This is a genomic window from Bacteroides intestinalis DSM 17393 (assembly GCF_000172175.1).
GTDB classification, from domain to species: domain Bacteria; phylum Bacteroidota; class Bacteroidia; order Bacteroidales; family Bacteroidaceae; genus Bacteroides; species Bacteroides intestinalis.
Map to the genome: position 1 here is coordinate 2,684,095 of NZ_ABJL02000008.1, position 26,812 is coordinate 2,710,906.

The window sequence follows — 26,812 nt, forward strand, 5'->3', positions numbered from 1 at the left end:
TTCAGTTATTATCTGCGATGAATAATTCCTCGGGATATGTGACATCTACCAAAAACAAGGCATTACCCGGAACGGAAGTACCAGCCTTGCAACGGTCTTTCTGTTCGATGACACGCCGGAAGCCTTCAACGGTGAGCTTGCCACGGCCTACTTCAAGCAGAGTACCGACAACTGCACGAACCATATTGCGCAGGAAACGGTCCGCCTGAATGGTAAATACCCAGGTTACATCATCTACCTGCGTCCAAGCGGCATGCATAATGCGGCAATTGTTCGTTTTTACGTCCGTATGCAGCTTGCTGAAACTGGTGAAGTCCGTATAATCAAACAAAATACGGGCAGCTTCGTTCATTCGCTCAAAGTCCGGCGCTTGGAAAAGACGGCAACGATATTGACGATTAAAGGGAGACTTTACCGTAGTCACGTAGTATTTATACATGCGGGCTGTTGCATCAAAACGGGCATGCGCATCGGGCTTCACTGCACGGATACGGTAGATAGAGATGTCCGGTGGCAGAAGGCGATTCAACTTGTCGGTAAAAAAGACAGTATCCAATGGTTCATCACTATCAAAGTGGGCTACCATCAGGGAAGCATGCACACCGGCATCGGTACGTCCGGCACCGATAACCTCTACTTCACGGCGCATCAATGTGGCAAGTGCGCGCATCAGACACTCTTGTACACTGTCTCCGTTGGGTTGTATTTGCCAGCCGTGGTAAGCGGTTCCGTCGTAAGCTAAATAGATAAAATACCGTTGCATACTCTTTTGCTTTCATTTTTTCGGCTGCAAAGATAGTGCAAACCCAAAGCTGTACAAAATAAGCTTGCTTATTTTTAATGCTGAGGTGCAGCCTATCTTCGCTTTCAAGCAAAGATATTATAAAGCGGAAAAATGACAAGCAAATAGAGAAGAACTCTCTTTTCTTTTTTATACTTTTGTGCCCACATAAAAACAATTCCAAACAATATGCAACAAGTATACAGTAAACTTCCACTCTTATTTTTAGCAATAATCATCACCAGCACTTCCCTTGCCGGATGCAAAAAGAAAGATATGTCCCTCAAGTTGAATGAACCGAGAAACATCAAAGGGGTAATCAGCTACAGACGGACTTTCGGAGACTTGAATGAAGCACATTTAAATATTGCACAAGCCATAGGTATCGCCCCCATCGCTTCGCGCAAGGATGCAGAAAACATGAAAGAGAAATTGCATCATATAGAAACAAATGATTTATATAAGGTGGATTCCCTCACACACTCCATCCCTTATCTGATTCCGAGTGCAGCACAATTGCTCGATACCATCGGCAGCAATTTCCTAGATTCGCTTACGGCAAAAGGACTGAATCCGAATAAAGTCATCGTGACTTCCGTACTTCGCACCCAGGATGATGTGAAACGCCTGCGCCGCCGCAACGGAAATGCCTCCGCAAATTCTGCACACTTCTATGGTACAACATTCGATGTAAGCTGGAAACGTTTCCAGAAAATAGAAGATGAAGACGGACGCCCCTTGCAGGATGTCAGTGCAGATACCCTGAAACTCGTTCTCTCAGAAGTGTTGCGAGACCTGCGGAAAGCCGAGAAATGTTATATCAAATACGAATTGAAACAAGGATGTTTTCACATTACTACGAGAGGAAAGGGATAAAAGATTAATAATATTTCCCAATTCCACCAAACCCCGTTATTATTCTATTATCTTTCGTTTTATTGATAAAGTTGTTTAATCGCTTTTCAAATTCTTCCGGCCGTTTCCTTGCAGCTTCAATGTATGCAATTCGGATACGCTTATATGCATCAGAGAAAAGTTGATAATTTTTCCATGTGATCTTATCCTCTTTCAATCTGTCAATTATATCATCGGGGAAAACAAAAGGAACAGACAAAACATTTCGTATTTTATCTTCAAATTTAGGGTGTATCATTTTATTATCCAGCAGCCACTTAAGCCTTTCTTTATTGGCTTGCGAGTATGTACTTTTAGGGTTTCTGGGCGTGAAATGCTGAATTTTATGTTCTTTGTCAAGCGCCTTTATTGTACTGTCAATCCACTCGAAGCAAAGGGCTTCTTCAACAGCATCGTTGTAAGTAATACCTTTTTCGCCCGAAGATTTACCGGGAAATACAAACCAAATATCACTGGCAGTCTCAAAGTTGTCAGTCAACCACTTTCGCCAATCTTCTCTGTTTTCAAAATATCTTATCTCTGTTGACATAATACCTCCCCTCATTCCTCCATCATCCTCCACGCCAGTGGCAAGTAATTTACAATGTCCCCTGCCGTCATTCCCATCATTCCCTGCTTCTTGCAAGCGATGTCTCCGGCAAGGCCATGAACATACGTAGCCAGACAAGCAGCATCCTGCGGCGCATATCCCTGAGCTAACAACGCAAGCACAACGCCTGTCAGCACATCACCACTGCCTCCTGTTGCCATACCGGGATTGCCTGTCGTATTAAAATAGCACTTCCCTTTCGGAGTGATAATAGCAGAATACGCACCTTTCAACACAATATATACCCCTGCCGTCCGTGCCAGTTCACGTGCCTTCGTCAGCCGTTCATAAGAATCCTGACATTTTCCTACCAAACGTTCCAGCTCTTTGGGATGAGGTGTAAGTATGCTGCCTTTCGGCAAACGACCGATATAATTGCGATGTCCCGCCAACACATTCAGTGCATCAGCATCCACCACCATAGGTGTCTGACAAGCATCTATCTGTTCCAGTACCGCCGCCTCGGTTTCTTCCGCCTTTCCCAGACCCGGACCGATGCCCACTGCCTGATAATCATCCGTATCCGTAGGACAGGCAAAACAGGTATCACTAGGGTCCAGTTCCGTCATTGCTTCCGGAACAGAAGTCTGCACAATCATATTGTTGCAATAAGGCACATGCATCGTCAGCAATCCTACTCCGGAACGCAGGCAGGCTCTTGCGGCAAGTATGGAAGCTCCCGCCATTCCTTGCGAACCCGCAATAAGCAAAGCCCGTCCGAAGTCTCCCTTATGGGCAAACTTATTGCGCGTCTTCAACAAATACTCCATATCTTCCCCTTCCAGCAGGAAATAATCCGTATCCGTTTCCTCTATTGCATCTTCACTCAGGCCGATGTCCAGCAATTCCCATTCGCCCACGAACTCCTGATTTTCCGCAAAAAGAAAAGCCAACTTCGGCAATTGCAGACTTAGCGTCACATCCGCACGGACAATATTCGCACGGACATTGAATGTATTCTCTTCTCCCATCAAGCCCGAGGGAACATCAATGGCCACCACCCGCGCTGACGAAGCATTGATATACTTCACCACGGCAGCAAAACCACCGCTCAATGGCTTGTTCAGTCCGCTACCGAACAGTCCGTCAACCACCACATGGTCGTCCGTCAACACAGGCGGCACAAATTGTGAGGTCACTTCGTGGAAATCTACATTCTCCACATCCGCAAGTCGTTCTTTATTCGTCTCGCAATCGGGAGAAAGCTCTCCCTTGGTATTAAACAAATAAACCGAGACTTTATAGCCTTTCTTTGCCAGCAAACGGGAAACGGCCAATGCATCTCCCCCGTTATTGCCCGGCCCGGCAAATACCGTAAAAGGTGTTTTTGCATCCCAACGTCCGGCAATAGCTTTTGCCAATGCCTGCGAGGCACGTTCCATCAGGTCGATGGAAGCAATCGGTTCATTCTCTATGGTGTAAGCATCCAACTCTTTGATGCTTTGGGTAGGAAATATTTTCATATCTAAATCTTCAAACTAATATTATTCATTAAATCCATTTTCTTCTTTTTCCGCCTCCTTGTCAGCCTGTTCCATTTTCTTCGTCAGCAGTTCCTTCGGGAAATAATACTTAAACGGAATCCGATGGCATCCCGCACGCTTCACCGCCAACGTCAACATGTGGTCTGCCTTGAAATACACACGCGACAGCCTCACGGAATGCGGCAACACATCTTCCGGATGTTCAAACCCTTTGCTCGTGACCGCCGTCTGAAATGAGCCGATGCCGCGCAACGTTACAGAATGCCCGTCACTCAACGCCTCTTCGATGATTTCACCCGTTGCGGCCAGAACAGCTTCTACCACTCCCCGATGAAAACCAGTCCGTTGCGCCACCTGATGTGCCACGTCCCGCTCCGTTTTACCGCCTTTCTTCTGCAATTTCTTGCCGACGGCATACCACAATTCTTTTCTTTCTCCACTCGATACATCCGCCTTGCGACGGACAATATAAGGTATTGCCATATCTTTGTTTTACTAATAGTTATCACCTCTTTATAAGATAGTCCTCGCTTCATTAAAGAACAGTGTTACCAACACCCGGGTGTTGGAAGATCCGACACCCCCATGTTGGCACTACCAACATCCCCATGTAAGCACTACTAACACCCGGGTGTTGGCAACAGGATTACTATAACAAAGGTAGACTATTTAATAGAGATAAACAAGAAAGAATTAAAAAAATCAATAGTATTTTCCATGCAAATATTGCATGTCCCGAAACAAGCTGGCTAAAATTTACCATCAAGACTGATAGAGACAGATAATCTTAATTAATTTTAGGAAACCACCCGCCATACATGGATAACTCAATAGACATCACAACCTAAATTATTTCAAGCTCCAAATGCATTTTTTACATTTTAAGATTCTAAATAGCACATTAAACAATATAAATTAGTAGATTTGTTTTCTTAATAGGAAATAGCATATTAGTAGAAACCTGAAGAGATATAGGTGTGATAAAGGCGACTATCTTATATGTAAAGTTTTAGCTGAGTATACTATGAAACATATTAGTAAAGTTATCTTAGTACTATTGCGTATTTTGCTGTCCTACCCATTTTATGGAATGGCACAAAACATAAAGTCTTTTGATTTTAAAGGAAACTTTTTCTATAATACAATTACTTCTATTGAACAAGATACGTTAGGCTTTATGTGGTTAGGTTTGGATAACGGCGTTTTTCTTTTTGATGGTTATTCTCTTCAGCCATTAATTCATTCAATGATAAGCGACCGTTATGTTAATTTCTTAAGCCACAGAAAAACAACATTGTATATAGGAACCAATGAAGGACTTTATGCCTACAACTATATAAATAACCAATGTGACCTTTGTTCTCCATTATTGAAATCCAAAAATATTATAGCTTATCAGTGTAACAGCGATTATCAAGTTGTAGCTACAGACAGAGAGGTTTTCCTCTTTGACTATAACTGGAATTTCATCCACAAAATAACCATATATAAGGAATCACTGAATAATCATATTACCTCTATGGTGATTTATGGCAATCAAGAAGCCTTATTGGGTACAGAATCCGGTTTGGTGATCATTCATATTGAAAATGACGGTAAAACGAAGAGCAACACTTTATATAGTGGAGACAAAATTGTTCAATTATTTATTGATAGCCGCAATAAACTATGGATATGCCGTGGCGAAGAAATATTATATAGTAACATAGATACTTTGGATTCTGTGGGAATATCGGGATTTAAGCATATTGCCTATAATCATGAAGTTATCTCTTTCTTCGAATACGCAAATCAAGTGTGGGTGGGAACCAGGGGATATGGTATTTCCATATACGAATATGACCATAGCGGAAAGGCAGTCTTGAAAAATAAATTATTAATAGATAAATCAGGAGATAGCGAACTGAAAAACACTATTAATAAAATTTATAAAGACAAGAAATCCAGAATTTGGATATGTACATTAGAGGGAGTATACTTATACAATGATGAGTCCTCCAACTTTCATGCCATCAAGCATAGTAAAAATGGAAAGAATGTTCCATCCAGCAATATTATTTCTTCTATATACTGTGACAATGATTATTTATGGTTGGCCACATCCAATGGAATTAATAAGATAAAGTGGAACAATAAAAATGACTATACTATTACGCAATATGTTGATCGGAGAAATACAAATGACATAATGGCTGGCAACAAAATACAGTGCATCACCAAATTCAAAGATCAAACCTTCTTGATCAGCACAAAAAACGCAATCAAATTTTTCGATTCGGGAAGATGCCTTTTTTATGACGATCAACCACTGAATGTTGCATTAGAGCAATATGGAATGCGATATGTACGTTCCATATTTAAGGACTATTACAATAATATCTGGCTTGCATTCTCCGAAGGTGGGGTTGGTAGTATCAATGCTTCAACCGACAAATTCACCAGATTAGACTATCCAGAAAAGGTGAAAGGCAAACACAGAGCCATTTGTAGGGACAGCAATGGAAACATTTGGCTTTCATCAGACAATGATGGGTTATATCGCCTACAACTGGACGATGATTTGAAAGTTATAAGTACAAAATTATACCCTAGAAATATGTTTGGTGGATCGTGGATAACGGCAATATATATAGACCATCAAAAAAGAATATGGGCCGGAACAGCAAACGGATTATATAGATACAACATTGAGCAAGATAAGTTTACCAGATTAGAATTCCCATATTCAAGAAAGAGTTCCTATATTGGGGCTATTATACAGGATAATATGGAGAATATATGGGCGGTTAGTTTACACGGTATTTATAAGATCAATCTAGAAGATTTGATTGTCTATTATGAGTTGAATGTAAATCAAGATATTGTAAAGACATGGTATATTTTGGGAACATGCGTCAACCGCAATGGAGAAATATTCATAGGAGGAGTAAATGGACTCAACTTTTTTAATCCTACTCAATTGACACCAGACACTTATCCGCATAATGTCTATATATCCGGCATAAAACTTCTGAATAAAGAGAATTTTTCCGATGAGAAGAAAAATCGTTTGCACGAGATCAATAATTCGGGCAAGTTAGTGCTATCGTATAAAGATACTCAATTTTCCTTGTCTTTCAGCTCTCTCTATTATAAAGATCCGCTAAAAATAGAGTATGCCTATATGTTAGAGGACTTTGATAAAGACTGGATTATTACAGACGCATCAAGAAATAACGCTTCTTATTCCAATTTAACTCCCGGCACATACACTTTTAAAGTAAAATCAACTAATGCTTCGGGTATCTGGATGGACAATATACGGACTATTGAGATTGTGGTAGAAAAGGCACCATGGAGAACTTGGTGGGCCTACTCCTTATATGTAAGCATAGTTGCAGGCATTTTACTATTAGTTGTCCGAAACTTTAATTTAGGTTCTAAATTGCGGCACAAGGATGCTTTATCTAAGTGGAAATTAGACTATTACACTCGTTTGTCATATGGTTTTAAGGTACCCTTAACTCTGATTTATGCGCCTCTGCAATATTTACTAAAAAATTATGACCAGTTGACAAATACAGATGTTAAGCGTATGCTACATACGATGTCAGGCAATGTATTCAAATTGTCGGAACAAGTATCGAAATTGATGGAGTTCAAAAAAGTATCCTTGGGAGAATATGATGTACAGTTATCAAAAGTAGATATTATTCCTGTTATCCAAGGAATTTGTAATTTATTTCTAGATGAGTTTGCCACCAAACATGTAACTTATTCAATAGAAGGAAACGTGACTTCTGTTACAACTATCATAGACATAACTAAGATAGAAGTAGCTCTATATAATATTATGGAAGATGCTATTTCCTATATAATAGATAATGGTAGGGTTGAGGTGAAATATATGCTTGACTCCCATGATTACAGGCTGAACGTAAGTATTATTGCATCCCGAAGTGGAGAAGGTGAGTCTAATGTACAAGAGTTAAACACTCGCTTTTTAATTGCATACGATTATCTAAAAGTGCATCATAGCGAACTATCCATACGTAATATCGAAGGAAACCGGATGAGGGAATATATTTTCGACTTGCTATTAGGCGACTCTCATTATAGTGCAAGAGAAATGAAAACATTGGATAAAGCACAATCTGTATCGCTGTTATTACCTGTAACTGTTCAAAAAGATAGAACTGTGGATGAATTGAATATTGATTCGGATAAAACTTTGCCAGTGATTTATCTGTATGAGGGAGACAAGGACATAGACCTCTTCATAAAGTCTGTTTTTCAAAATAAGTTTAACATATCACTAAACACAGCTGCTACCGACATAAAGCACATACTCGACAAAATACCTTCTCTAGTTATTTTTGATGTGGTGAAAGAAGACGACTATAAATTTGAGTTATGTCGCAAAATGAAGGAATACCAGATATTATCAGCAATACCCGTCATTTTCATTTCCTCACTTTCTTCTGAAATAACGGAGCAGAAAGCATATGAAGCAGGGGCTGATGTGTTTATTGCAAAACCATTCAATGTAGCTAGCCTGGATGCAAGAATAAGACAGCTGCTTGATGTACGTACGGCAATCAAAGAGAACATTCGGAAAGAGTTGATTATAGATCCTAAAGAAGTACTTATCACATCAGATGACGACAAATTCGTTGCTAATATCATCAACGTTATAGAAGATAACATAGCAGATGTTGAGTTTAATATTGATAAATTGGCTAGTTTATTAAACATAAGCCGTTCTACTTTATATCGAAGAGCTATGGAAATCACGAATTTGTCACCAAGTGATTTAATCAGAAAAAGGCGCATGCGACGGGCCGCAGAGCTGTTAAAACAAACTTCCCATCCTGTCTCAGAAATATGTTATATGGTGGGATATTCAGATCAACGCTATTTCGGACAAAGCTTTAAGAAAGAGTTTGGTATGACCCCGAAACAATATTCTATTCAGAAAAAGGTATAGAAACAGAGTTTGACATCCGCAGATATTCTTCAGATATAGCAATTATTTACTATTATAAATCTGTGTCATCTGCGGATGAAATATCATATAGATACTCTTTTATTTTCTTTTTTTATTGGAAAAACTCTTATTGTGGAAAGTCTTTTTCAAAATCAGAAAGATTAATCCAATCTGCCGGAACTCGCTCTCCGTTCCTTATCCTGTGCCAAAAGTCATGGGCTTCGCTGGTGTCCGGATATTTATCAAAGATATCCCCCTTATTATACATTCGCGGATCTTTTTGATCCAATAATCGTCTGGTCATTTCTTCTTCCATTCTATCTTTTATGCAAGCATATTCCTTCTTTTGAATCAAATTGACCATGCAATTAGGATCCTTTTTTATATTATATAATTCCTCCGTTTCCCGTTTCCCAAAAGACAGTTGCCATAAATATTTTGTTTTGGGATTATGACGGGCTTTCAGGATCTCAGTTTTAGTAGGGCTACCGTCCACATTCATATAACCTGTTTCAGGATCACCTGCAGGCCAGCGTTCAGGTTTAAAGTTTTTAAGGTAAAGGAAGTCTTCTCTGATCAACCCACGGATAGGATATCCCTGATCATTGGGGCGACCTACATCATGCCGTTCTTTACCAATCATTACGTAATTACGGTCTATCCCTGTGTTTTCATCTTTCAGCAAGTCAACAAAGTCTCTTCCAGTGATAGCTTGCATCCCTGATTGCATTTCACTTATACCTGCTACCTTCAAAATAGTAGGTGCCAAATCTATGACACTGATGTATTCATTGATCTGTCTTCCCGGATGTCTTATCCCGTTCTTCCACATGACTGCCATTGGGATATGATTGGAGTTATAATACTCCTGTCCTTTACAACGTGGAAAAGGCATATTATGATCAGAAGTAACAATTATAACAGTATTGTCAAGTTCGCCTATTTCCTCTAAAGACTGAAGTATCAGACCTAAATGTTTATCAAAATGCTCTACTTCCACTGCATAATCCAGCATATCTCTTCTCACAACCTCATTGTCTGGCCAATAGGACGGTACAGAATCAATATCATTGATATTCTTCCCAAAGCGCTTAGAAGATTCATATTCATAGCCACGGTGCGGTTCAAGTGCTCCATACCAAAAACAAAATGGCTTAGACTTGTCCCAACTCTTTAGAAAATCGTTAAAATTGGCTGCATAATCACAATCAGAAATCCCCGTAGTTGGAGGCGTAAGTTTACGTTTGTTCCATACCTGCCCGGTGAGATTTCGGTTCTCACCTCTTGAATTGACAGCATATCCAGGTCCCCAACCCTTTCCCGTACAGCCTACATAATATCCATTATCAGCTAAAGCTTCCGGATAGGATTTAAATTTCTCAGGAAAGTTCGGCCAATGATTACAGGCTTCTTCCAACTGCCATGAATTTCTACCTGTAATCATAGCAGCACGTGAGGGTGCGGATTTGGCATTACATGTATACATATTATTAAATAAAAGTCCATTGCGAGCTACAGTATCAAATGCAGGTGTATTTATCCATGGAACCCCATAAGCACTCATATGACCTGCATCATCAGCTACACAAAACAAAATATTGACCCTAGGCGCAGTCTGTGCCGTCGCAATTGATACTTGTGCAATAGTTGCAACACTTAGTAAAGAAAGTATATGAATATTCATTGTCAGATATTTAAAAGTTAATGTTTTTATAGAATTCATTTATTACATACCATGCTTTTTTGCGATATCCTTGATCTGAAATTAACCCTTTTCGATTCCAACCATTTTGATTGAGCGGGTGAAAACGATAAGGAGAACGAAAATCAAACAAAATCCAAGGGGCTATACCTGTCAAATTAGGAATAGAGATAAACATTTCTAAATTGTCCTTATATAGCCGTTCCTGATATTCTTCACTCCAAGAACTCGCAACTGTAGCATCTCCAGACTGGCCGTATAATGCTTCTCCACCAAATTCGGAAATAAAAAGCGGTTTATCTGGACAGATATTCCAGCTAATCTCAGACGGCTTAATTGACCACGGATGATACCACCCCATATATTTATTGATAGATACAACGTCCAGATATTCTGTAAGTGTATCCTCCAACTCAAATGTTTGGGTATCACCATTCCACTTCACCTTATCAAAAGCAGCAGTAAGCAAACGGGTGGTATCCATCTTTTGACAATTATTTATAATTTCTTTTAGAAAACTGTTACGCGACTTGGAGGGACTGGTTTCATTAGCAATTCCCCAAAATGTCAAAGCACATCTGTTTCTATCTCTCATTATCATTTCAGAATGCATAGTCAATGCTTTCTACAGAGTTGCTTTACTAGTGAAATCTATATTTTGCCAAAGTGGTATTTCTTCCCACAGCATGAAACCCATTTTTTCAGCCAATCTTACGATGTACTCATTTTGAGGATAATGTGCCAGTCGTATCAAATTAGCTCCCAATGCCTTTGCTTCGGATAACAGAGCTACTGCGTCTTGTTGAGAGAAAGCTCTACCTTGTCTCTGAGCTATTTCTTCATGAAAACTGATACCCTTCATAAAAACAGGACTACCATTCAGATAAATTTGTTTCCCTTTGACATAAAGATTTCTAAATCCGAGTTCTTCTTTAATAGTATCGCTGCGAGTAGCCAGTTGAACCAGATATAGCTGAGGCGTTTGCGGTGACCACCGTTGTAACCGCTTAACTTTTATGGAAGTCTGCGCCATGCCTGTACTATCTGTGCTCAACTGTCGAAGTACATTTAAAGCGGGAATAGTAATTCGGATATTTTCATTTACACGCTTTTCAGAAAGTTGTACTTTGACATGAACCAGATCCGGCTTATATTTGTCTAACTGTATAAAATAATGATCAATATATAGTTGGGGAGTTTTCACAATCATAACATTCCGAGTTATGCCACCATAGTTCCACCAGTCATAGAGTAAAGCAGGTATCGCATCTTTATTTCTATAGTTATTAACCTCCAATACAAGAAAATTGTCTCCAGAAACAATATAGTCTGTTATATTTATCTGAAATGGAGTAAATCCTCCTTCATGCTCCCCCACTTTGGTTCCATTCAGATATACAGTGCATTGGTAATTTACTGCCCCGAAATATAGAAATACATTTTCGTCAGAACTCCTTTTTATACTGAAATGCCTTGCGTACCATACTGTACCTTCATAATATTTTAATTCCGGATATTGAGAATTCCAGTCACCCGGTACATTAAGCCGTACTCCTCCTTCAAAAGCATATTCTTTGAAATCGGACTTACTTTTTAAAGGTTTATCCTTATAGATAGAGTCTTTATGCCCATGCAGATAAGGATCTATGATTACATCCCATTTCCCATTTAATAGTACATATTTCCGTCCATATACGTTTGTCATAGCAAATTGGGCGCGTGCAATCTGTACTTGATTGCAGCAGCCCCATAATAGTAAAAACAAATAAACCAATTTCTTTTTCATGGTAGTTGTTAAGTGTTGTTTATAAATAAAATGCAGGTTAGATTGTCTTAACCGTCCTAACCCGCATTCTTATATAATTGGCCGAAATACCTATTGCAACAGTTTCTTATATCTGAGTAACGCTTCTACATAATAATAATCGGCATACGTAAGTGGAGCATCAACTTCACTGTTTCGGGGTTTATTTCCCACTGAATGCTTAAGAATAAACCCACCATTTGTCTGGGGAGCCGCCAAGTACTCGTCTGACGAGAGTGTTCTCAGTTGTTGAGCGGCTACAGACTGATATTCTTTAGAAAGCTTATCATCATTGACGTATTGACCCAATTCTAACAGAGCGGATGCTATGATAGCTCCAGCAGAAGCATCCCGCGGTTCGTCCGGAATATTAGGTGCATCAAAATCCCAATAAGGTATCTTGTCTTCCGGAAGGTTTGGGTGGTGCAAGATAAACTTCGCAATGTTAATGGCTTGCTGAAGATATTTTTCGTTCTGGGTTTCTCTATACATCATTGTATAGCCATACAATCCCCACGCTTGTCCACGTGCCCATGCCGAAGTACTTGAATATCCTTGATGGGTATCCATTTTGAGCGCTTTATTAGTTATGGTATCATAATCTACAACATGGCATGAACTATAATCCGGGCGAAAATGATTTGTTATAGTTATCGTAGCATGGCTGTTTGCAATTTTATCAAACAATGAGTCCTGTGATAATTTATATGCATTTTCTAATAGTTCCAAATTCATTAAATTGTCAATAATTACAGGATACATCCATTTAGGCTTATTATCCCACGAACGAATAACTCCTATATTTTCGTTATAGCGTGTTGCTAATGACCGGGCACTTTGTAACAGGATTTTTTTATAATTTTCATTTCCTGTTATTCTGTAACCATTTCCAAAACTACAGTTCATCATAAAGCCTAAATCATGCGTATCTAAAGCATATTGCTCCTTTTCAATACGCATCGTATAGTTTTCTGCATATTTTTTCAGCGTTTCATTCCCAGTAGCTTCATAAAGCATCCATAAAGTTCCTGAAAAAAAACCACTACACCACCAATGCGTATCTGACGTAACAAGAGTTCCATCTTTCTCTGTAGTTTTTGGAAGCCTGTCAGGCTGATCCATCAGACTGGCAGCCATAAATTCAGACTGTTCAATGCTACGTTTTAATCCTTTTTCTATCACAGAACTCATCATATCATTACTATTATTACTGCATGATGGTAAGAGTAGTCCTATTACTAGGACTGCCAAAATCAATGTCTTTTTCTTCATATAAAATTTTTATTATTAGTTATTTTTCCAATCAGTTAACGGCATTATTTCTTTGTTGGAATCGAAATTACCTTCCGGTATGAGTTTAACTTGCAATACTTCTGTTGTATTGGGCCGCAGTTCAGCTTCAAACCCAACGAATGTCACACCCGGATTTTTGGCATCCCAACTGTTGGGTGATGTCGCACTCCAAGTTTTCATTCTGACCTTTGCCGGAGATTCCACCTCCAATAACAGTTTTTCTCCATTCTGGGATAGCTGTATTGTATGTTCTCCTATAATAGCAGGTTGAGCTTCCGTCACCATATTCCAGCGAATAACAGTGGGCTGTCCCAATGTCTTTACTTCATCCCTAACAGCGGCGTAGTGAGAATCAACGATAGCTACTCCTCTTTTTACTTCCTTTGCTTGACCTTCGTATATCTTGGTAAGGTCTGCAATAGCATACATGTAGTTTTCATTATCCGAAAAGTCTGTAATCGTTGCATAACCATTCACATTTTGATATTTATTGTCAAAAGAAAGTGTATTATGAGCCAGGTTATTGTATCTAAACACTTTCCAACGATCAGATTCCTGACTCTTATTCCACAAATCAATGCCTTTGGATTCTAATGAGTTGTAATCCTGAGGACCTAAATCCGTACTCCAGCGAGTATCCTTACTGATAAAGATAAAAGAACCGGCATCCAAATGTGTGTGTCCTGATTGTGCTGTCCCTCCTTTGAGCGCAATGGATAATCCCTGTTGATAATCCCAAGTAGTCCGCATAAGGGCAACAGGAGTGGTTGTTTTACTCGATACCCACATTCTTTGAGTAGGTTTAGGCAGATTATCCATAGAAGTAGAAGCGCCCCATATCAGAGCCAGTACAGCATATCGATAGGACCTAATACTCTTTTTAGAAGACAGGCTAAACTGGTATTTCTCACTCCAAAGAATATCTTTATCGGCAGTCCTATTAGCAAACCAAAACATAGCAGGACTTACGCGACCAGATGATGAACAATCTCCATAGTTGAAGGATTTGCCATCAGAAAGTAACATGTTCTGGATAAACTTTCCAGTATTCAAGAAACCTGGTTCCTGAGAAAGATTATAATCAGTTCCCATAACATTTTCCAAAGCATCAATTAAGAGGAGATTGTAAGTCGTCCCATATCCCCAATAGGAATAGCCTTCGGCATACGCACCATCAGGTGCATACACGGACATAGGTAGTTTAACAGACTGAACAGCTCGGTTAATCAACTCATCAGCAAGGGTTGGAATTTTATCATAAATAGCCAAGGCACCAAGTGTTATTCCCCCATTACATACCTGATTCCAATTATTATTTCGATAGAGCCAGCTATTATATTGGCTGTCTAATGATGGATTCAAACCTTTGGTTTCTATAGCTTTCTCTATTTTAAGCTTAGTCTGATCACTGATAAAATTGTAAAGCCAGTCATATCCGATAGCCATAGCTGTAGTCATTTCAGCTACATCCAGAAAGTGAGATGGATTCCAATCAACAAAGTCTGCGGCATTATCTAATTCACTTTCTGCCCGTTTGGCATATTTCACTTCACCAGTCATTCTGTAGGCATATCCTAAAAGTAACGTCCTGCGCAAACATTCACGCGACACTTCAAGCAATCTTCTGCCAAGAATAACTCTTTGGCAATTAGGCTTGCCAAGAATATTATCGGCCTCTTCTATCATGATGGCATGATATTCCTTCCACACTCCATCTGTTTGTATAGCAGAACGGATGACAGATTCATCTTCTGTTGTCATTATCAGATAGGGATGGACCCTGTCTTTAACCTTCTTACTATCTCCTTCTTGAGCCGATATGCAAGCAGAGTATAACACTGCTAAAAATATAAATAGTATATTCTTCATTTTCTTTTAGTTTTAAAACGATGCTCCAATAGGTCCTTGGGTTGTGGAAGCTGTTGCTGATTTGGAAGAGGTTGAATAATGAAATGTGAATGTCTTTCCTACTTCAATACCTTCTACTCCGTCTTCGTCAACATAAAATGGAAGATCTGCCCATTTGGACATATTACTTCCCATATTCTCAAAAAACTTGTCAATATATTCCATTGGCAAAACAGGCGGATAATCAAAAGTCAGTACTTCCGAGAAATTATCTTTAAAAGTCAGTTTGCCTTCCTCTATCAGTTGATAGCCATCGTCAGAGAGTGTAGTACGCTTCAAATTCTGCGGGTATTTGGCAAACAGTCTTTCAAATTCCTCAGAGAAAAATAAGTTGTTATTGCAAACACTCATACTAATATCCTGAGCACGTTCATCTTTCTTTGGTATTGAAATTTGCCAAAACACATCACTCGCGGCACTTGATTTCCACCCTACATTAGCAAAAATATTGTTCTCAATTTCAACTTTGATAGCATAGTTTATTTGTATATGGTGCCCAACATTATAGAATGTACTGTGCTTAATTCCAAAATAGTTTGTGACTACATTATCAAATCGTACAATATGGGCAGTGTTATTATAAACATAGCAATTATTGATGACAATACTATCTTGCTCGTTTCCACGTGAATCTATCAATCTGCCATTGGCTGGATCACTTGTGAGAGCTAAATTACGAATGGTAGAGTTATTCAGATAAATTTTATTATTGACATTGTCAGTACGAATACAGAAGTTCCTGCAATGGTCAATAAAACAATTGTCAAATTTCAGCCTCACATTTGATTCGTCAATACGAAATAAACGCTGCATGAGATTACCAGTTGCCGCATCTTTACCTATGATATAGATATTCTCAAAAGTGGCGCTACCTTCCAAACGGATCATATCAGCATTTAAGGCTCCTTGCGCGTCACAAATAGGTTGTATGATAGGCATTTTGCCAGAACCATTTTCGGCCTTAATTACAACATTATGTTTGAAGACATTCTTGCCTTCCATATAGTAAACTCCATCACGACGCAATATATATGTTGCATCTCCATTTTCATTAATAGCTTTGGTTAAAGCGTTGACCGACGTAATACCATCGTCCGGTTCTACAATAACTACACTCTCAGGATTACTTGGAGAGATTTCCAGATCATTAATATCGAGTATATCTTCATTCTCGCAGCCCACACACAAGAGTGACAATGCGAAAAGTAATCCTATAGCTCTAGAATATATTTTATATAGTTTCATAACTTTAGTGTTTTAGTGGAATAATGTTTATTTAAAGATATCATATTTAAAGCCGATGTATGCAGCCGAACCATAGTATTCAACTCTGGACGGATAGTTCGTTATATCACGACGTTTACGATCGGAAGATTGTGTAAAGTTGGACAAAGTAGCATACAGAGAGAATTGTCTGGTCAAACTATATTTCAACTGCATATCCCATTTCACGAATGGACGCGTAGATTCCACATCAGCTGCATCTTGGCGGTGCTGTTCTGCAATCAATACTCCGTCTTGATAGTTGCAAGATATTCTGCCTGAGAATTTTTTGTAATCATATCCCAAAGAAACGTTGAATAGTAGGGAAGGTTGCTTTAACAACCGGTCTGTATATATAATGTCAGAGTTGGTCGGAAGGAATGGCTTCTCAGTACCTCCGGGAGTAAAATCCGGATTTTTAATTCTTGACTTCAATGTTTCAAAGTAGTTCATTTTAGAGTCCATAAGAGTAAGATTAGCACTGAATACCACACCTTTCATGAAGTTCCTCATTTTGCGGAACTGCAGTTGCAAATCAAATTCCAACCCCTTCAACGTTGCATTATATGGACTATTTAAAGGATAGGTAATGCTACCACCTGACAAACTCATAGGTAAGTCAAAATTAGCAGGATCCGTCACTGTACCATTCAACATATAGGCAGAGCGAGTATAAGTAAAGTTTTTAATATCCTTATAAAATCCACTAATAGTAAACAGTCCATAATCCGGTTGATAGAACGTCAATATAACATCATAATTTCGAGATAAAGCAGGCTTCAAATTAGTACGACTCCATGTTACTTCATTCACATTCGGTTTTATGATTGTTCGTGGAGCAAGCAGATTATAATCAGGTCTTGACAGTGTTTCAGTGTATGCCAGCCTGATGTCCATCCAGTTTGTTGGCTTTACACGCAAATGGATTTGTGGTAGCCAATATCCATATTTGTCGGAATCACTACTCTTTTCATATTCAAACTCATGTTCTTTTTCTTCATTGTCAGGAACATTAGAGCCACTGTATGCATTGTACTTCAGGTGAGAAAAATCATAGCGTACGCCTGGTATAAATGTAACGTACTTGCCAAAATTTATTTCACCCATAATATATCCTGCCCAAAGATTCTCATTCCCATCATAGTCTTTCAGAATTTTTGTAGTAAGGATCTTGCCATATATATCTTGGTTTATATTATAAAAGTTTCTCATGGCATTATGATCTAGTGCAAAATTAATGCATAAGTCCTTATACTTATTGTTTAAAAAATCGTGAGGCTTATAATCAGAATCTAAGAAATCAGTGATACCTATATAGGAATTTTTGAAAGATGATGGAGTTAAATCAGGCATATTCTCGAATACCGGATCAGCTCCTTCAGACAAATCCATACGTCTATACCTACGAGCAGTTTCAAGGCTTCTCTCTTTTTGACGGAACTTTCCACCGATTTTAATGTATCCATTGACCTTTTCGCCGAAACTAAAAGGTTTCTTTAAATCTAGCCATGCACTGTATTCTGTTTCTTTGGCAAACTCTGTATTAAAAATAGCTTCATACAGATAGTACTGTGTAAGATCATCTTCTTTGACGAATTTAGAATTAGCTATCAAATAGGGAGGTTGATAAGATAATGCATCGATATCAGCTGTAAAGGGGGCATTCAGCCGGAATTGCATTTGGTGATCGTATGGGGTTCTTGTGCGCGAACTACTACGTCCCACTCCGAGATTCAAGGTTGCTCCCAAAACATTGAACTCGCCTTGCAACATATTGGTAATATTGGTATTATGTGAATTACGGTCAGTTTGTTGAAATCTCAATCGGGTTCCTTCTAAATCATAACGTTTTTGACGAATATCACGATCTCTGTTCATTCTACTAAAGAGATTAGACATTTTGAGTTTAGACCCTTTTCCCAAGTCGAAATCCATATTCAGGTTTACGTTAAAACGTTGACGCTTTTCTAAATTTGATTCCAGACTAACCCCTGTAATCCATGGTTTCGTGTAATCAAACCCAGGAGTAGGCGTATTACCATTTACTTTATAAGCTGCATTAAATGTATCATTGCTCCGGTCTGTCTGGTCAGCGCTTGCGGTAAATATGACACCTAATCTTTCACTAAAAAATCGATTGCTCGCCATGATACCACCTTTATACCGCCCCATTCCATTAATTTGTGAATGGTAACCTGTTTCTCCGGTTACATTAAGTTTGAAGTCTCTCGGGGCATCTTTCATTATTAGGTTTACTGTTCCTCCCAATCCATCGGCATCCTTGTCGGCCGTACTGGCTTTCAATACTTCAGCCCCAGCAATCATGTCCGGTGAAATCATATTCAAGTCAGTACTCCGATCGGTGCTACTTGTTGATGGCGCATTCATACCGTTAATAGCTACCGAGTTATACTTAGGATCCAAACCACGTATGATGATTTTTTGGCCCTCTCCTCCATCACGCTGGATCATTAAACCAGGAAGACGGCCAATAGCATCAGCAACATTTACATCCGGAAGTTCATGCAACTTTTCTTCAGATACAGCATTCATAATACCAGTTGCATTTAACTGACTTTTAATCGCTGCTGTCTGCCCTTTGGCTTGAGCGCTGATCACGACTTCTTTCAACATATGATTATCCGGACGCATAACGAGGTTCAGTGTCTTCACTTCATTAGATTTAAGATCTACATCAAAATCTTGCGTCTGATATCCAATGAAAGAGAATTGGATTGTCTGCTTGCCTTTAGGTATAAATAAGGTATACTGCCCATTGGCATCTGTTATTGTTCCCTTATTCGAACCTTTTAGCATGACAGTTGCGCCAATTAAGAAGTCCTTAGTCTCACTATCTGTGACAACACCCGTAATTGTAGCATTTTGAGCTACTAGATTTCCTCCTACATATAGGAATAATAATAAGATAAGCAATCTTGTCTTCATAAGCGTATAAAATTTAATGGTTATATTGCAAATTTAATGGTTAATTAATTGAGAGATGTTGAAAATAAAAGCAATATATATCTATTTCTGTACTTTTATTGGCAAAAACGACTAAAAACTGGTCAGAAAATGTAGAATATCTGGTCAAGAGTACATCTTAAAGCTTTCAAAACACCTTTTGCATATATATAATTTCGCAGCAAAGAACTTATGTATACACATAGAAAATACGTCTAAATTTATGATGAACAATGGTAGTTATAACCTACCTTTGCCACAAAAAAGAATATGATTAAACCGATAACCGTCTACGGCAACTCCGTATTAAGAAAAGAATGTGAAGACATAGAACAGAATTATCCCAATATCCAGGAAGTTATAGAAACCATGTGGCAGACGCTGAGAGATGCGGACGGATGCGGATTAGCCGCACCACAAATCAATCTTCCCATCAAGCTGTTCATAGTAAACAGCAAAGATACCTATACATATATGTCCGCTAAGGAAAGAGAACACTTCTTTGTGGAAGAGGATTGCGGAATAGAGGAAACATTCATCAATGCAAAAATAATAGCTTATAGCGAGAAAGTATGGACTGCAGGGGAAGGTTGCCTGAGTATTCCCGACCTTTACGAAGAAGTTACACGCCCCTGGTCGGTGACAATCAGGTATCAGGATAATGAGTTCAAAGAGCAAAACAGGACTTACTACGGCTATACCGCACGAATCATTCAGCATGAATTTGAGCACACACAAGGAAAATTGTACATCGATCGCTTGTCTCCGTTGAGAAAACAACTCATAAAGAATAAGTTAATGCGGATTATTAAGGGAAACAGAAAAAAGTAACAGCATTTCTGTATCACAATAAAAAAATGCCTGATAAACAAGTTTATTTTGCCCTGTCTATATAGTTATTACGTTGATTAGTTGTTATCTTTGCAAAAGAGGTACAACAACTATATAGATGATTATTATTTAGGTGGACCAGCTCTAAGCTATTATTTAGAAGATGACAATGAGCATCTTATGTTTGATACCGGATATTCCGACTCATTCATCAATCCATGAGGTAGTTGTCGGACTAAAATAAAGATTGAATAACTACATATAAAAAGTCAGACCATGAAAACGTTCACTGTTTTATTAGTAATTACGTCTTTAACGTTAACTTCATTGGGAAGGAGTTTTGAACCATACCGCCCCAACGGCTGGTACTACATCACAAGCGGCGCACAAGACAGCCTTTCGGTAGAGCCCATCGTTACAACCAAAGATTTTGTTTCTATAAGGCTTGACTCTTTTATGAGTGAGCGAACAGATAAAATGGCCTATCAGATTGTGGGTAGAGTGAACGACCAGTCCATTAAGATATGGGCAGACGCTACCGAACAGTCGATAGGCAAGCATATCGGTTTTGTATGCAACAACAAGGTAGTATGTAATCCTTTGGTGAACGCTCGCATCGAAAGCGGTAATTTTGCGATTTCAGGTGAAGGGCCTGAGTTCAAAGCCATGTACAGGCAAATTCAAGAGGACATCAAAAACGAAGAGATTGCCGCGGAGCATAAGAAAGCATGGGAAGAGGCCCGCAAGTTACGGGCTTCCATCACCGACACCACTTTTTTGGAAACCAAGCGCCCAATGTCTGACGATGCAATCGGTCCCTACAACTACCACACGGGATTGAACGAAGACCGTGCATACAATCAAACGGTTTATTTAATTGCAGTAGACAGAGCCAAGAAATTCCTTTCCGTTGAAAACGACCAATTAGTATTGAACCTGAAATCGGGTGCGGAAATCAATATTGCGGAAGACCTGTTCCAGTATATCACCGGACTATTCGACGATTGGAACAAATGGGTAAAAGAGGGAAAATCCAAGATTATAAAAACAGAAGAGGGATACTACGATATAGAACCGACAACTCAGAAACGCAACAATCAATAACTTCTCTCTAAGCGCTTCAAGGCTGCGATAGAATCGGACACATACACATTATCCGGTTCTATTGACCGCCAATAGCAAAGAGTCCCGATCAGACGCTTCAGGTAAGCAGGATCATGAGAACCTATTCGGCGTTGATGCTCCGCAAGCCCTTTCGTAAGAATGAAATGGACATTCTTGCGTATCTCCCTTTTCTTTGCTTTAGGAATGGTCAGCTTCACACCGGAACTGATGGAAACGCCTGTGATAATCTTTCTCTTATGCCCACTCAGGAAACGGGTTTTCTTATGATTGATTTCAAACTTTTCCTCCCGAATGATCTGCTTAATCAGAGGCAATATCTGTTGCGCCGGAAAAACATCTCCTGAAAAGGTGAGATCATCCGCGTAGCGGGTATAAACCAGATTATATTCAGTAGCCAGTGCCGCCAGTTTTTTATCCATCTCATAAGAGATGATATTACTCAGTGCCGGACTGGTAGATGCTCCCTGAGGCAAACATCTGTGTACACAACATAAAGCCGCAAGCACTCTTGCAATCTTGGGCGGATATCCCATGTCCTCAAACATTTTCCGTATCCGCGGACTGCGTACAGAGCCAAAGAAATCATGAATATCAGTTTTCAGTACATAGGGCTTGCCCAGGTGTGGCCGGACATTATCGGAAATGGACATCTTGCACCGAAAACCGGTAGCTGCGGGATGAATATTCACAAAGGACAGAACACGATGATTGATAGTGTCCTGAATGGCTTTCAACTCTTTGTCCGGTGCTGAAATCATACGATAGCCTCCTTTTCGTTTACCAATCCAGAATTCTCGGTAATGCCCGGAAATATCTTTCAATATCTCCTTCAGAACCTCTTCTTTCACTCCCAACAGATTGGCACACTTCGCCACCGCCTCCTCGTCGAACCACGGAATGGTTATCGGAGCAGAAGCACCAAAGTACCGGCTGAACCATCCTTTACGGGTAGCTTCTGTATCGGTAATATCTTCCGTATTACCGCGGTTTCCGGCTTTCCACCTTTTGTATCCTTCCTGTTTACGACTTGAAGAGATAATTTTGTAAATCAACAAGCCAGTGACAATCAGTACCGCTATTAGAATTCCATTCATTTTACATAGCTGATAAAAAAGGAAGAGGATGAGTATTTACTAATGTAAATCGTGGTATTTATACCAGAGTATTTACATTCTAAGAAAGTTCTTGAGCTTACGAGGCGACTGCACCTCTTTCCTGCTAAATCTTTTTCTCATCCTCTTCGTATGCAAAAATATATTTTTTCCACTTACAGCACAAAGGAGAGACAATTTATTTGAATACAGAAACGTTTTTTTCATCAGATTCTATAACTTTGCCTCCCATAAAGAAAATATCTATACTATAATGAGTACATCCAAACACCCCAAAGGTCTTTACCTCGTCTTTGCTACCAGCACGGCAGAACGTTTCAGCTACTACGGTATGCGTGCTATTTTCATTCTGTTTCTAACCCAGGCACTCTTGTTCGATAAGGAACATGCCGCCTCTATTTATGGCAGTTATACCGGACTGGTTTATCTTACTCCGCTCATCGGCGGATATATTGCTGATAAATACTGGGGCATCCGGCGTTCCGTTTTCTGGGGTGCTATGATGATGGCAGTAGGCCAGTTCCTGATGTTCTTCAGTGCGTCGATGCTGGATACTAAAGAGCTTTCCCATTGGTTGATGTATGGGGGACTCACTTTTTTGATTTTAGGCAACGGATGCTTTAAGCCTACAGTTTCGTCATTGGTCGGACAACTTTATGAACCGGGAGACAGACGCCTGGATTCTGCTTATACTATATTTTATATGGGTGTAAATGTGGGTTCTTTCTTTGCCCCGCTGGTTTGCGGTTACTTCGGTGAGACAGGTGATCCTAATGATTTCAAATGGGGATTCCTGATTGCAGCAATCGTTACAGTATTCACAGTAATTCTGTTTGAAACGCAAAAGAGCAAGTATCTGATCGGTCCTGACGGAAAGCCACTCGGTATTATTCCAGACGCCAAACGGGAGCAACCGAAAGAACATAAAACAGTTCAGCAAACAGCCATAGATAAAGATAAGAAGATGCGCAACAATTTGCTTCTCGGAGCACTGACCATTGCCCTTGCCCTATTCTTCTACTGGTGTTTCGGCAACGATTGGGTCAGTATAGGGATATTCACAGCCTGTATCATCTTCCCCGTCAGCATTCTGGTGGATGGTTCTCTGACAAAGATAGAGCGTGACCGTATCTTCGTTATTTACATTATCGCTTTCTTCGTTATATTCTTCTGGGCAGCCTACGAACAAGCAGGTGCTTCACTCACCCTTTTTGCTGCCGAGCAAACCGACCGTACAATCTTCGGTTGGGAAATGCCTGCCTCTTGGATACAATCTTTCAATCCCTTCTTCGTAGTTATACTGGCAGCCATTATGCCCAGTGTATGGGGTGCGCTGAACAAACGAGGCATGGAGCCGGCTTCCCCCACCAAACAAGCTATCGGTTTGCTGCTGCTCTCACTGGGATATTTAGTCATTTGTTTCGGTGTGAAAGATGTACAGCCAGGTGTAAAAGTCAGCCTTATCTGGCTAACCGGACTTTATTTCATCCATACTATGGGAGAAATAGCCCTCTCTCCTATCGGCTTATCCATGGTAAACAAACTCACCCCTGTCCGTTTTGCCTCTCTCATGATGGGAATCTGGTATCTTTCCACCTCTACAGCCAATAAATTCGCAGGTACTTTAGGAGGTCTTTATCCCGAAGACGGTAAGGTGAAAACCCTGCTCGGATTCCGCATTGAAACCATGTTCGACTTCTTTATGGTATTCGTTATCATGTCCGGTGTAGCCTCTCTTATCCTCTTCCTGCTTTCAAAGAAATTACAGAAGATGATGCATGGAGTGGAATAAAAATCGTATTTTTGTGCCAATTTTAAAAATCTATCCCTTATGGACACCATACAAATAAAAGACAAAAAGTTCACTGTTTCTATCAAGGAACAGGACATTCTGAAAGAAGTAACCCGCGTTGCAAATGAAATCAACCGCGATCTGGCTGGTAAGAATCCTCTGTTTCTCAGCGTCCTGAACGGTTCGTTTATGTTTACTTCCGACCTGATGAAAAACATTACAATTCCCTGCGAGATTTCTTTCGTGAAACTGGCTTCTTATCAGGGGGTGTCCTCTACCGGAGTTATTAAGGAAGTTATCGGTATTACCGAAGACCTGACAGATCGCACGGTAGTGATTGTGGAAGATATCGTAGATACTGGTCTGACTATGCAACGCCTGCTGGAAACGCTGGGTACACGTAACCCTAAAGAGATTCATATCGCTTCGTTACTGGTGAAACCCGATAAGCTGAAAGTGGATTTGAATATCGAATACGTAGCTATGGAAATCCCCAATGACTTCATTGTAGGTTACGGATTGGATTATGACGGTTTCGGACGCAATTATGCGGATATTTACACAGTAGTGGATTAAAAAAGGAATTTGAATTAGGTATATATAAGTAACAGTTAAATTGTAAATCACAAATGTTGAACATTGTAATTTTCGGTGCTCCCGGTTCAGGAAAGGGAACACAAAGTGAGAAAATCGTAGAAAAGTACGGTATTAATCACATCTCAACCGGTGACGTGTTGCGTGCAGAAATCAAAAACGGCACAGAACTGGGCAAAACAGCTAAAAGTTATATCGATCAAGGTCAGTTGATCCCTGATGAACTGATGATTGATATCCTTGCAAGTGTATTCGACAGCTTCGAAGACAGCAAAGGTGTAATCTTCGACGGTTTCCCCCGTACGATTGCACAAGCAGAGGCTCTGAAGAAAATGCTTGCTGAAAGAAATCAAGGAGTAAGCGTTATGCTTGACCTGGATGTACCTGAAGACGAACTGATGACCCGCCTCATCAAACGTGGTAAAGATTCCGGTCGTGCCGATGACAATGAAGAGACTATCAAGAAACGTCTTCTTGTTTATCATTCACAGACTTCTCCGCTGATTGACTGGTACAAGCAGGAAGGACAATACCAGCACATCAAAGGACAAGGTGCATTGGAAGAAATCTTTGCTGATGTTTGCGCTGCAATCGATGTTGCAAAATAAAGTACACAAATCTAATTACAAAAGAATGCAAATTACATAAATTACGCAAATTTCAAGTTAGATAAATTCTGATTATCAGAAACATAAAAAGTATTATTTGTATAATTCGTGTAATTTGTGTTCTAATTTTTATTTTAACTAAACTCTTTGTTATTATCCCGTCTGCCCTAAAATAACAGGAAACTATCTCATGACCTTCTTTTTATATTCACGTGGAGTACATTGAATTTTCTTAAAGAATGTAGCATTAAACCGTGCAATAGAATTGAACCCGCATTCGTATGCAATGTCGGTAATGCTCATGTCGGTAGTCAGTAGTTTACGTTGCGCATGGGCTATTCTTAACTCAGCAATATAGTCTCTTATTGTAGTACCAAACGCCTTCTTAAATATATGATTGGCATAATCAGGATGCAGACCTACTGCATCACCGAGATCATTGGCTTTAATATCATTACAATAATTCTTAGTGAGATATATGGTTATTTTTTCGATAAGTGTCGTTTGGTATGAAGCCAATGCCATACTATCATCAGAAGACTGTAAATGATGAGCCATACGAGTGATTCTGGTCTGCATTTCTAACAAAACAAGACCCGATTGCGTATTAACACCGCTATCCTTCAACCAATTATTTAGTAAGAACTCATCATATTGAGAATATTCATCTGTTTGCTCATATAGAATATCTCCTCTGAGCAAGCTGTCTACAAACTGTGCCGGAAGCTTCCAAGACAAAAAATGTGCAAAAGGAATGGTACATACATAATACTTTTCTACATTTTCATAATGAATAATTTGGTGAGGAATAAGCCCCCAAAATATCGTAAACCGCTTATTGGGTATCGTTATTTTCTCATTGTGTCGCAAGTAAGTGATATTCCCTTGAGGCAGGTAATTTATCTCTATTTCATTATGCCTATCATATCTGGGCATAACACGGGGTACCCATGCCTCACATGTAAGTCCATAAGGTTTAAACTCCTCACGGAACTTATCAAAACTGTAACATTTCTCGGAATTCATTATATTCGTATATAAATATAAAGAGTGTTATTCACATTTTGGTGGTAAATTTGCA

At 39.5% G+C, this 26,812-nt stretch carries 18 protein-coding genes and 1 pseudogene; 7 read left to right on the forward strand and 12 right to left on the reverse strand.

Going from position 1 to position 26,812, the window contains the following annotated elements:
- Position 1: 1 nt before the first annotated feature.
- A complete protein-coding gene (gene truA / locus BACINT_RS20240) occupies positions 2 to 763 on the reverse strand; it encodes a tRNA pseudouridine(38-40) synthase TruA (protein WP_007666657.1) in 762 nt (253 codons plus the stop codon).
- 207 nt (positions 764 to 970) lie between these two features.
- Here truA and BACINT_RS20245 point away from each other — a divergent pair, with 207 nt between their 5' ends.
- Positions 971 to 1,657: a DUF5715 family protein gene (locus BACINT_RS20245; RefSeq protein WP_007666661.1), complete on the forward strand. Its 687-nt coding sequence runs from the start codon at positions 971 to 973 to the stop codon at positions 1,655 to 1,657.
- A 4-nt stretch (positions 1,658 to 1,661) separates the two neighbouring features.
- Here the strand turns inward: BACINT_RS20245 and BACINT_RS20250 are convergent, their stop codons facing one another.
- Genes BACINT_RS20250 through BACINT_RS20260 form a run of 3 tightly spaced genes read right to left on the reverse strand, consistent with a single transcriptional unit; the run spans position 1,662 to position 4,252 of the window.
- Complete coding sequence (locus BACINT_RS20250) at positions 1,662 to 2,225, reverse strand: YdeI/OmpD-associated family protein (protein ID WP_044155394.1); 564 nt, start codon at positions 2,223 to 2,225, stop codon at positions 1,662 to 1,664.
- Positions 2,226 to 2,236: 11 nt separating this feature from the next.
- Complete coding sequence (locus BACINT_RS20255; RefSeq protein ID WP_007666667.1) at positions 2,237 to 3,748, reverse strand: NAD(P)H-hydrate dehydratase; 1,512 nt, start codon at positions 3,746 to 3,748, stop codon at positions 2,237 to 2,239.
- Between the two features lie 21 nt (positions 3,749 to 3,769).
- Positions 3,770 to 4,252: an HU family DNA-binding protein gene (locus tag BACINT_RS20260; protein WP_007666669.1), complete on the reverse strand. Its 483-nt coding sequence runs from the start codon at positions 4,250 to 4,252 to the stop codon at positions 3,770 to 3,772.
- 541 nt (positions 4,253 to 4,793) lie between these two features.
- On the opposite strand from BACINT_RS20260, the gene BACINT_RS20265 reads away from it, so the two are divergent.
- Positions 4,794 to 8,735, forward strand: coding sequence for a helix-turn-helix domain-containing protein (locus BACINT_RS20265; protein ID WP_007666671.1), 3,942 nt, complete (start codon positions 4,794 to 4,796; stop codon positions 8,733 to 8,735).
- Positions 8,736 to 8,862: 127 nt separating this feature from the next.
- Here BACINT_RS20265 and BACINT_RS20270 read toward each other — a convergent pair whose 3' ends face one another.
- The 6 genes and pseudogenes from BACINT_RS20270 to BACINT_RS20295 all read right to left on the reverse strand — a co-directional run bounded on the left by BACINT_RS20270 (position 8,863) and on the right by BACINT_RS20295 (position 19,651).
- Positions 8,863 to 10,419, reverse strand: coding sequence for a sulfatase family protein (locus BACINT_RS20270; protein WP_044155395.1), 1,557 nt, complete (start codon positions 10,417 to 10,419; stop codon positions 8,863 to 8,865).
- Between the two features lie 10 nt (positions 10,420 to 10,429).
- Positions 10,430 to 12,223, reverse strand: a pseudogene (locus BACINT_RS20275) (glycoside hydrolase family 2 protein).
- Positions 12,224 to 12,313: 90 nt separating this feature from the next.
- Positions 12,314 to 13,513, reverse strand: coding sequence for a glycoside hydrolase family 88 protein (locus BACINT_RS20280; protein ID WP_007666683.1), 1,200 nt, complete (start codon positions 13,511 to 13,513; stop codon positions 12,314 to 12,316).
- 15 nt (positions 13,514 to 13,528) lie between these two features.
- Positions 13,529 to 15,403 carry a heparinase II/III domain-containing protein gene (locus tag BACINT_RS20285; protein WP_007666686.1) on the reverse strand — a complete coding sequence of 625 codons (1,875 nt, stop codon included), beginning with the start codon at positions 15,401 to 15,403 and terminating at the stop codon, positions 13,529 to 13,531.
- Between the two features lie 12 nt (positions 15,404 to 15,415).
- On the reverse strand, positions 15,416 to 16,687 hold the full coding sequence (locus tag BACINT_RS20290; RefSeq protein WP_007666689.1) for a hypothetical protein: 1,272 nt from the start codon (positions 16,685 to 16,687) through the stop codon (positions 15,416 to 15,418).
- Between the two features lie 27 nt (positions 16,688 to 16,714).
- A complete protein-coding gene (locus tag BACINT_RS20295) occupies positions 16,715 to 19,651 on the reverse strand; it encodes a TonB-dependent receptor (protein ID WP_007666692.1) in 2,937 nt (978 codons plus the stop codon).
- A 288-nt stretch (positions 19,652 to 19,939) separates the two neighbouring features.
- Here BACINT_RS20295 and def point away from each other — a divergent pair, with 288 nt between their 5' ends.
- Both def and BACINT_RS20305 read left to right on the forward strand, forming a co-directional pair.
- Entirely contained in the window at positions 19,940 to 20,500 is a 561-nt protein-coding gene (gene def, locus BACINT_RS20300; RefSeq protein ID WP_007666694.1) for a peptide deformylase, read from the forward strand.
- A gap of 276 nt (positions 20,501 to 20,776) precedes the next feature.
- Positions 20,777 to 21,604, forward strand: coding sequence for a SecDF P1 head subdomain-containing protein (locus BACINT_RS20305; RefSeq protein WP_007666695.1), 828 nt, complete (start codon positions 20,777 to 20,779; stop codon positions 21,602 to 21,604).
- Here BACINT_RS20305 and BACINT_RS20310 read toward each other — a convergent pair.
- Positions 21,598 to 22,719, reverse strand: coding sequence for a retron St85 family RNA-directed DNA polymerase (locus BACINT_RS20310; protein WP_007666697.1), 1,122 nt, complete (start codon positions 22,717 to 22,719; stop codon positions 21,598 to 21,600). The two genes, BACINT_RS20305 and BACINT_RS20310, sit on opposite strands and share 7 nt — an antisense overlap.
- Before the next feature lie 271 nt (positions 22,720 to 22,990).
- Here BACINT_RS20310 and BACINT_RS20315 point away from each other — a divergent pair, with 271 nt between their 5' ends.
- Genes BACINT_RS20315 through BACINT_RS20325 form a run of 3 tightly spaced genes read left to right on the forward strand, consistent with a single transcriptional unit; the run spans position 22,991 to position 25,731 of the window.
- Positions 22,991 to 24,529 (forward strand): peptide MFS transporter, encoded by a 1,539-nt coding sequence (locus BACINT_RS20315; RefSeq protein ID WP_007666698.1) that lies wholly within the window; start codon positions 22,991 to 22,993, stop codon positions 24,527 to 24,529.
- A 39-nt stretch (positions 24,530 to 24,568) separates the two neighbouring features.
- A complete protein-coding gene (gene hpt / locus BACINT_RS20320; protein WP_007666701.1) occupies positions 24,569 to 25,105 on the forward strand; it encodes a hypoxanthine phosphoribosyltransferase in 537 nt (178 codons plus the stop codon).
- 53 nt (positions 25,106 to 25,158) lie between these two features.
- Positions 25,159 to 25,731: an adenylate kinase gene (locus BACINT_RS20325; RefSeq protein WP_007666704.1), complete on the forward strand. Its 573-nt coding sequence runs from the start codon at positions 25,159 to 25,161 to the stop codon at positions 25,729 to 25,731.
- Between the two features lie 183 nt (positions 25,732 to 25,914).
- On the opposite strand, the gene BACINT_RS20330 is transcribed toward BACINT_RS20325, so the two are convergent.
- Positions 25,915 to 26,757 (reverse strand): helix-turn-helix domain-containing protein, encoded by an 843-nt coding sequence (locus BACINT_RS20330; protein ID WP_007666706.1) that lies wholly within the window; start codon positions 26,755 to 26,757, stop codon positions 25,915 to 25,917.
- Between the last annotated feature and the right edge of the window lie 55 nt (positions 26,758 to 26,812).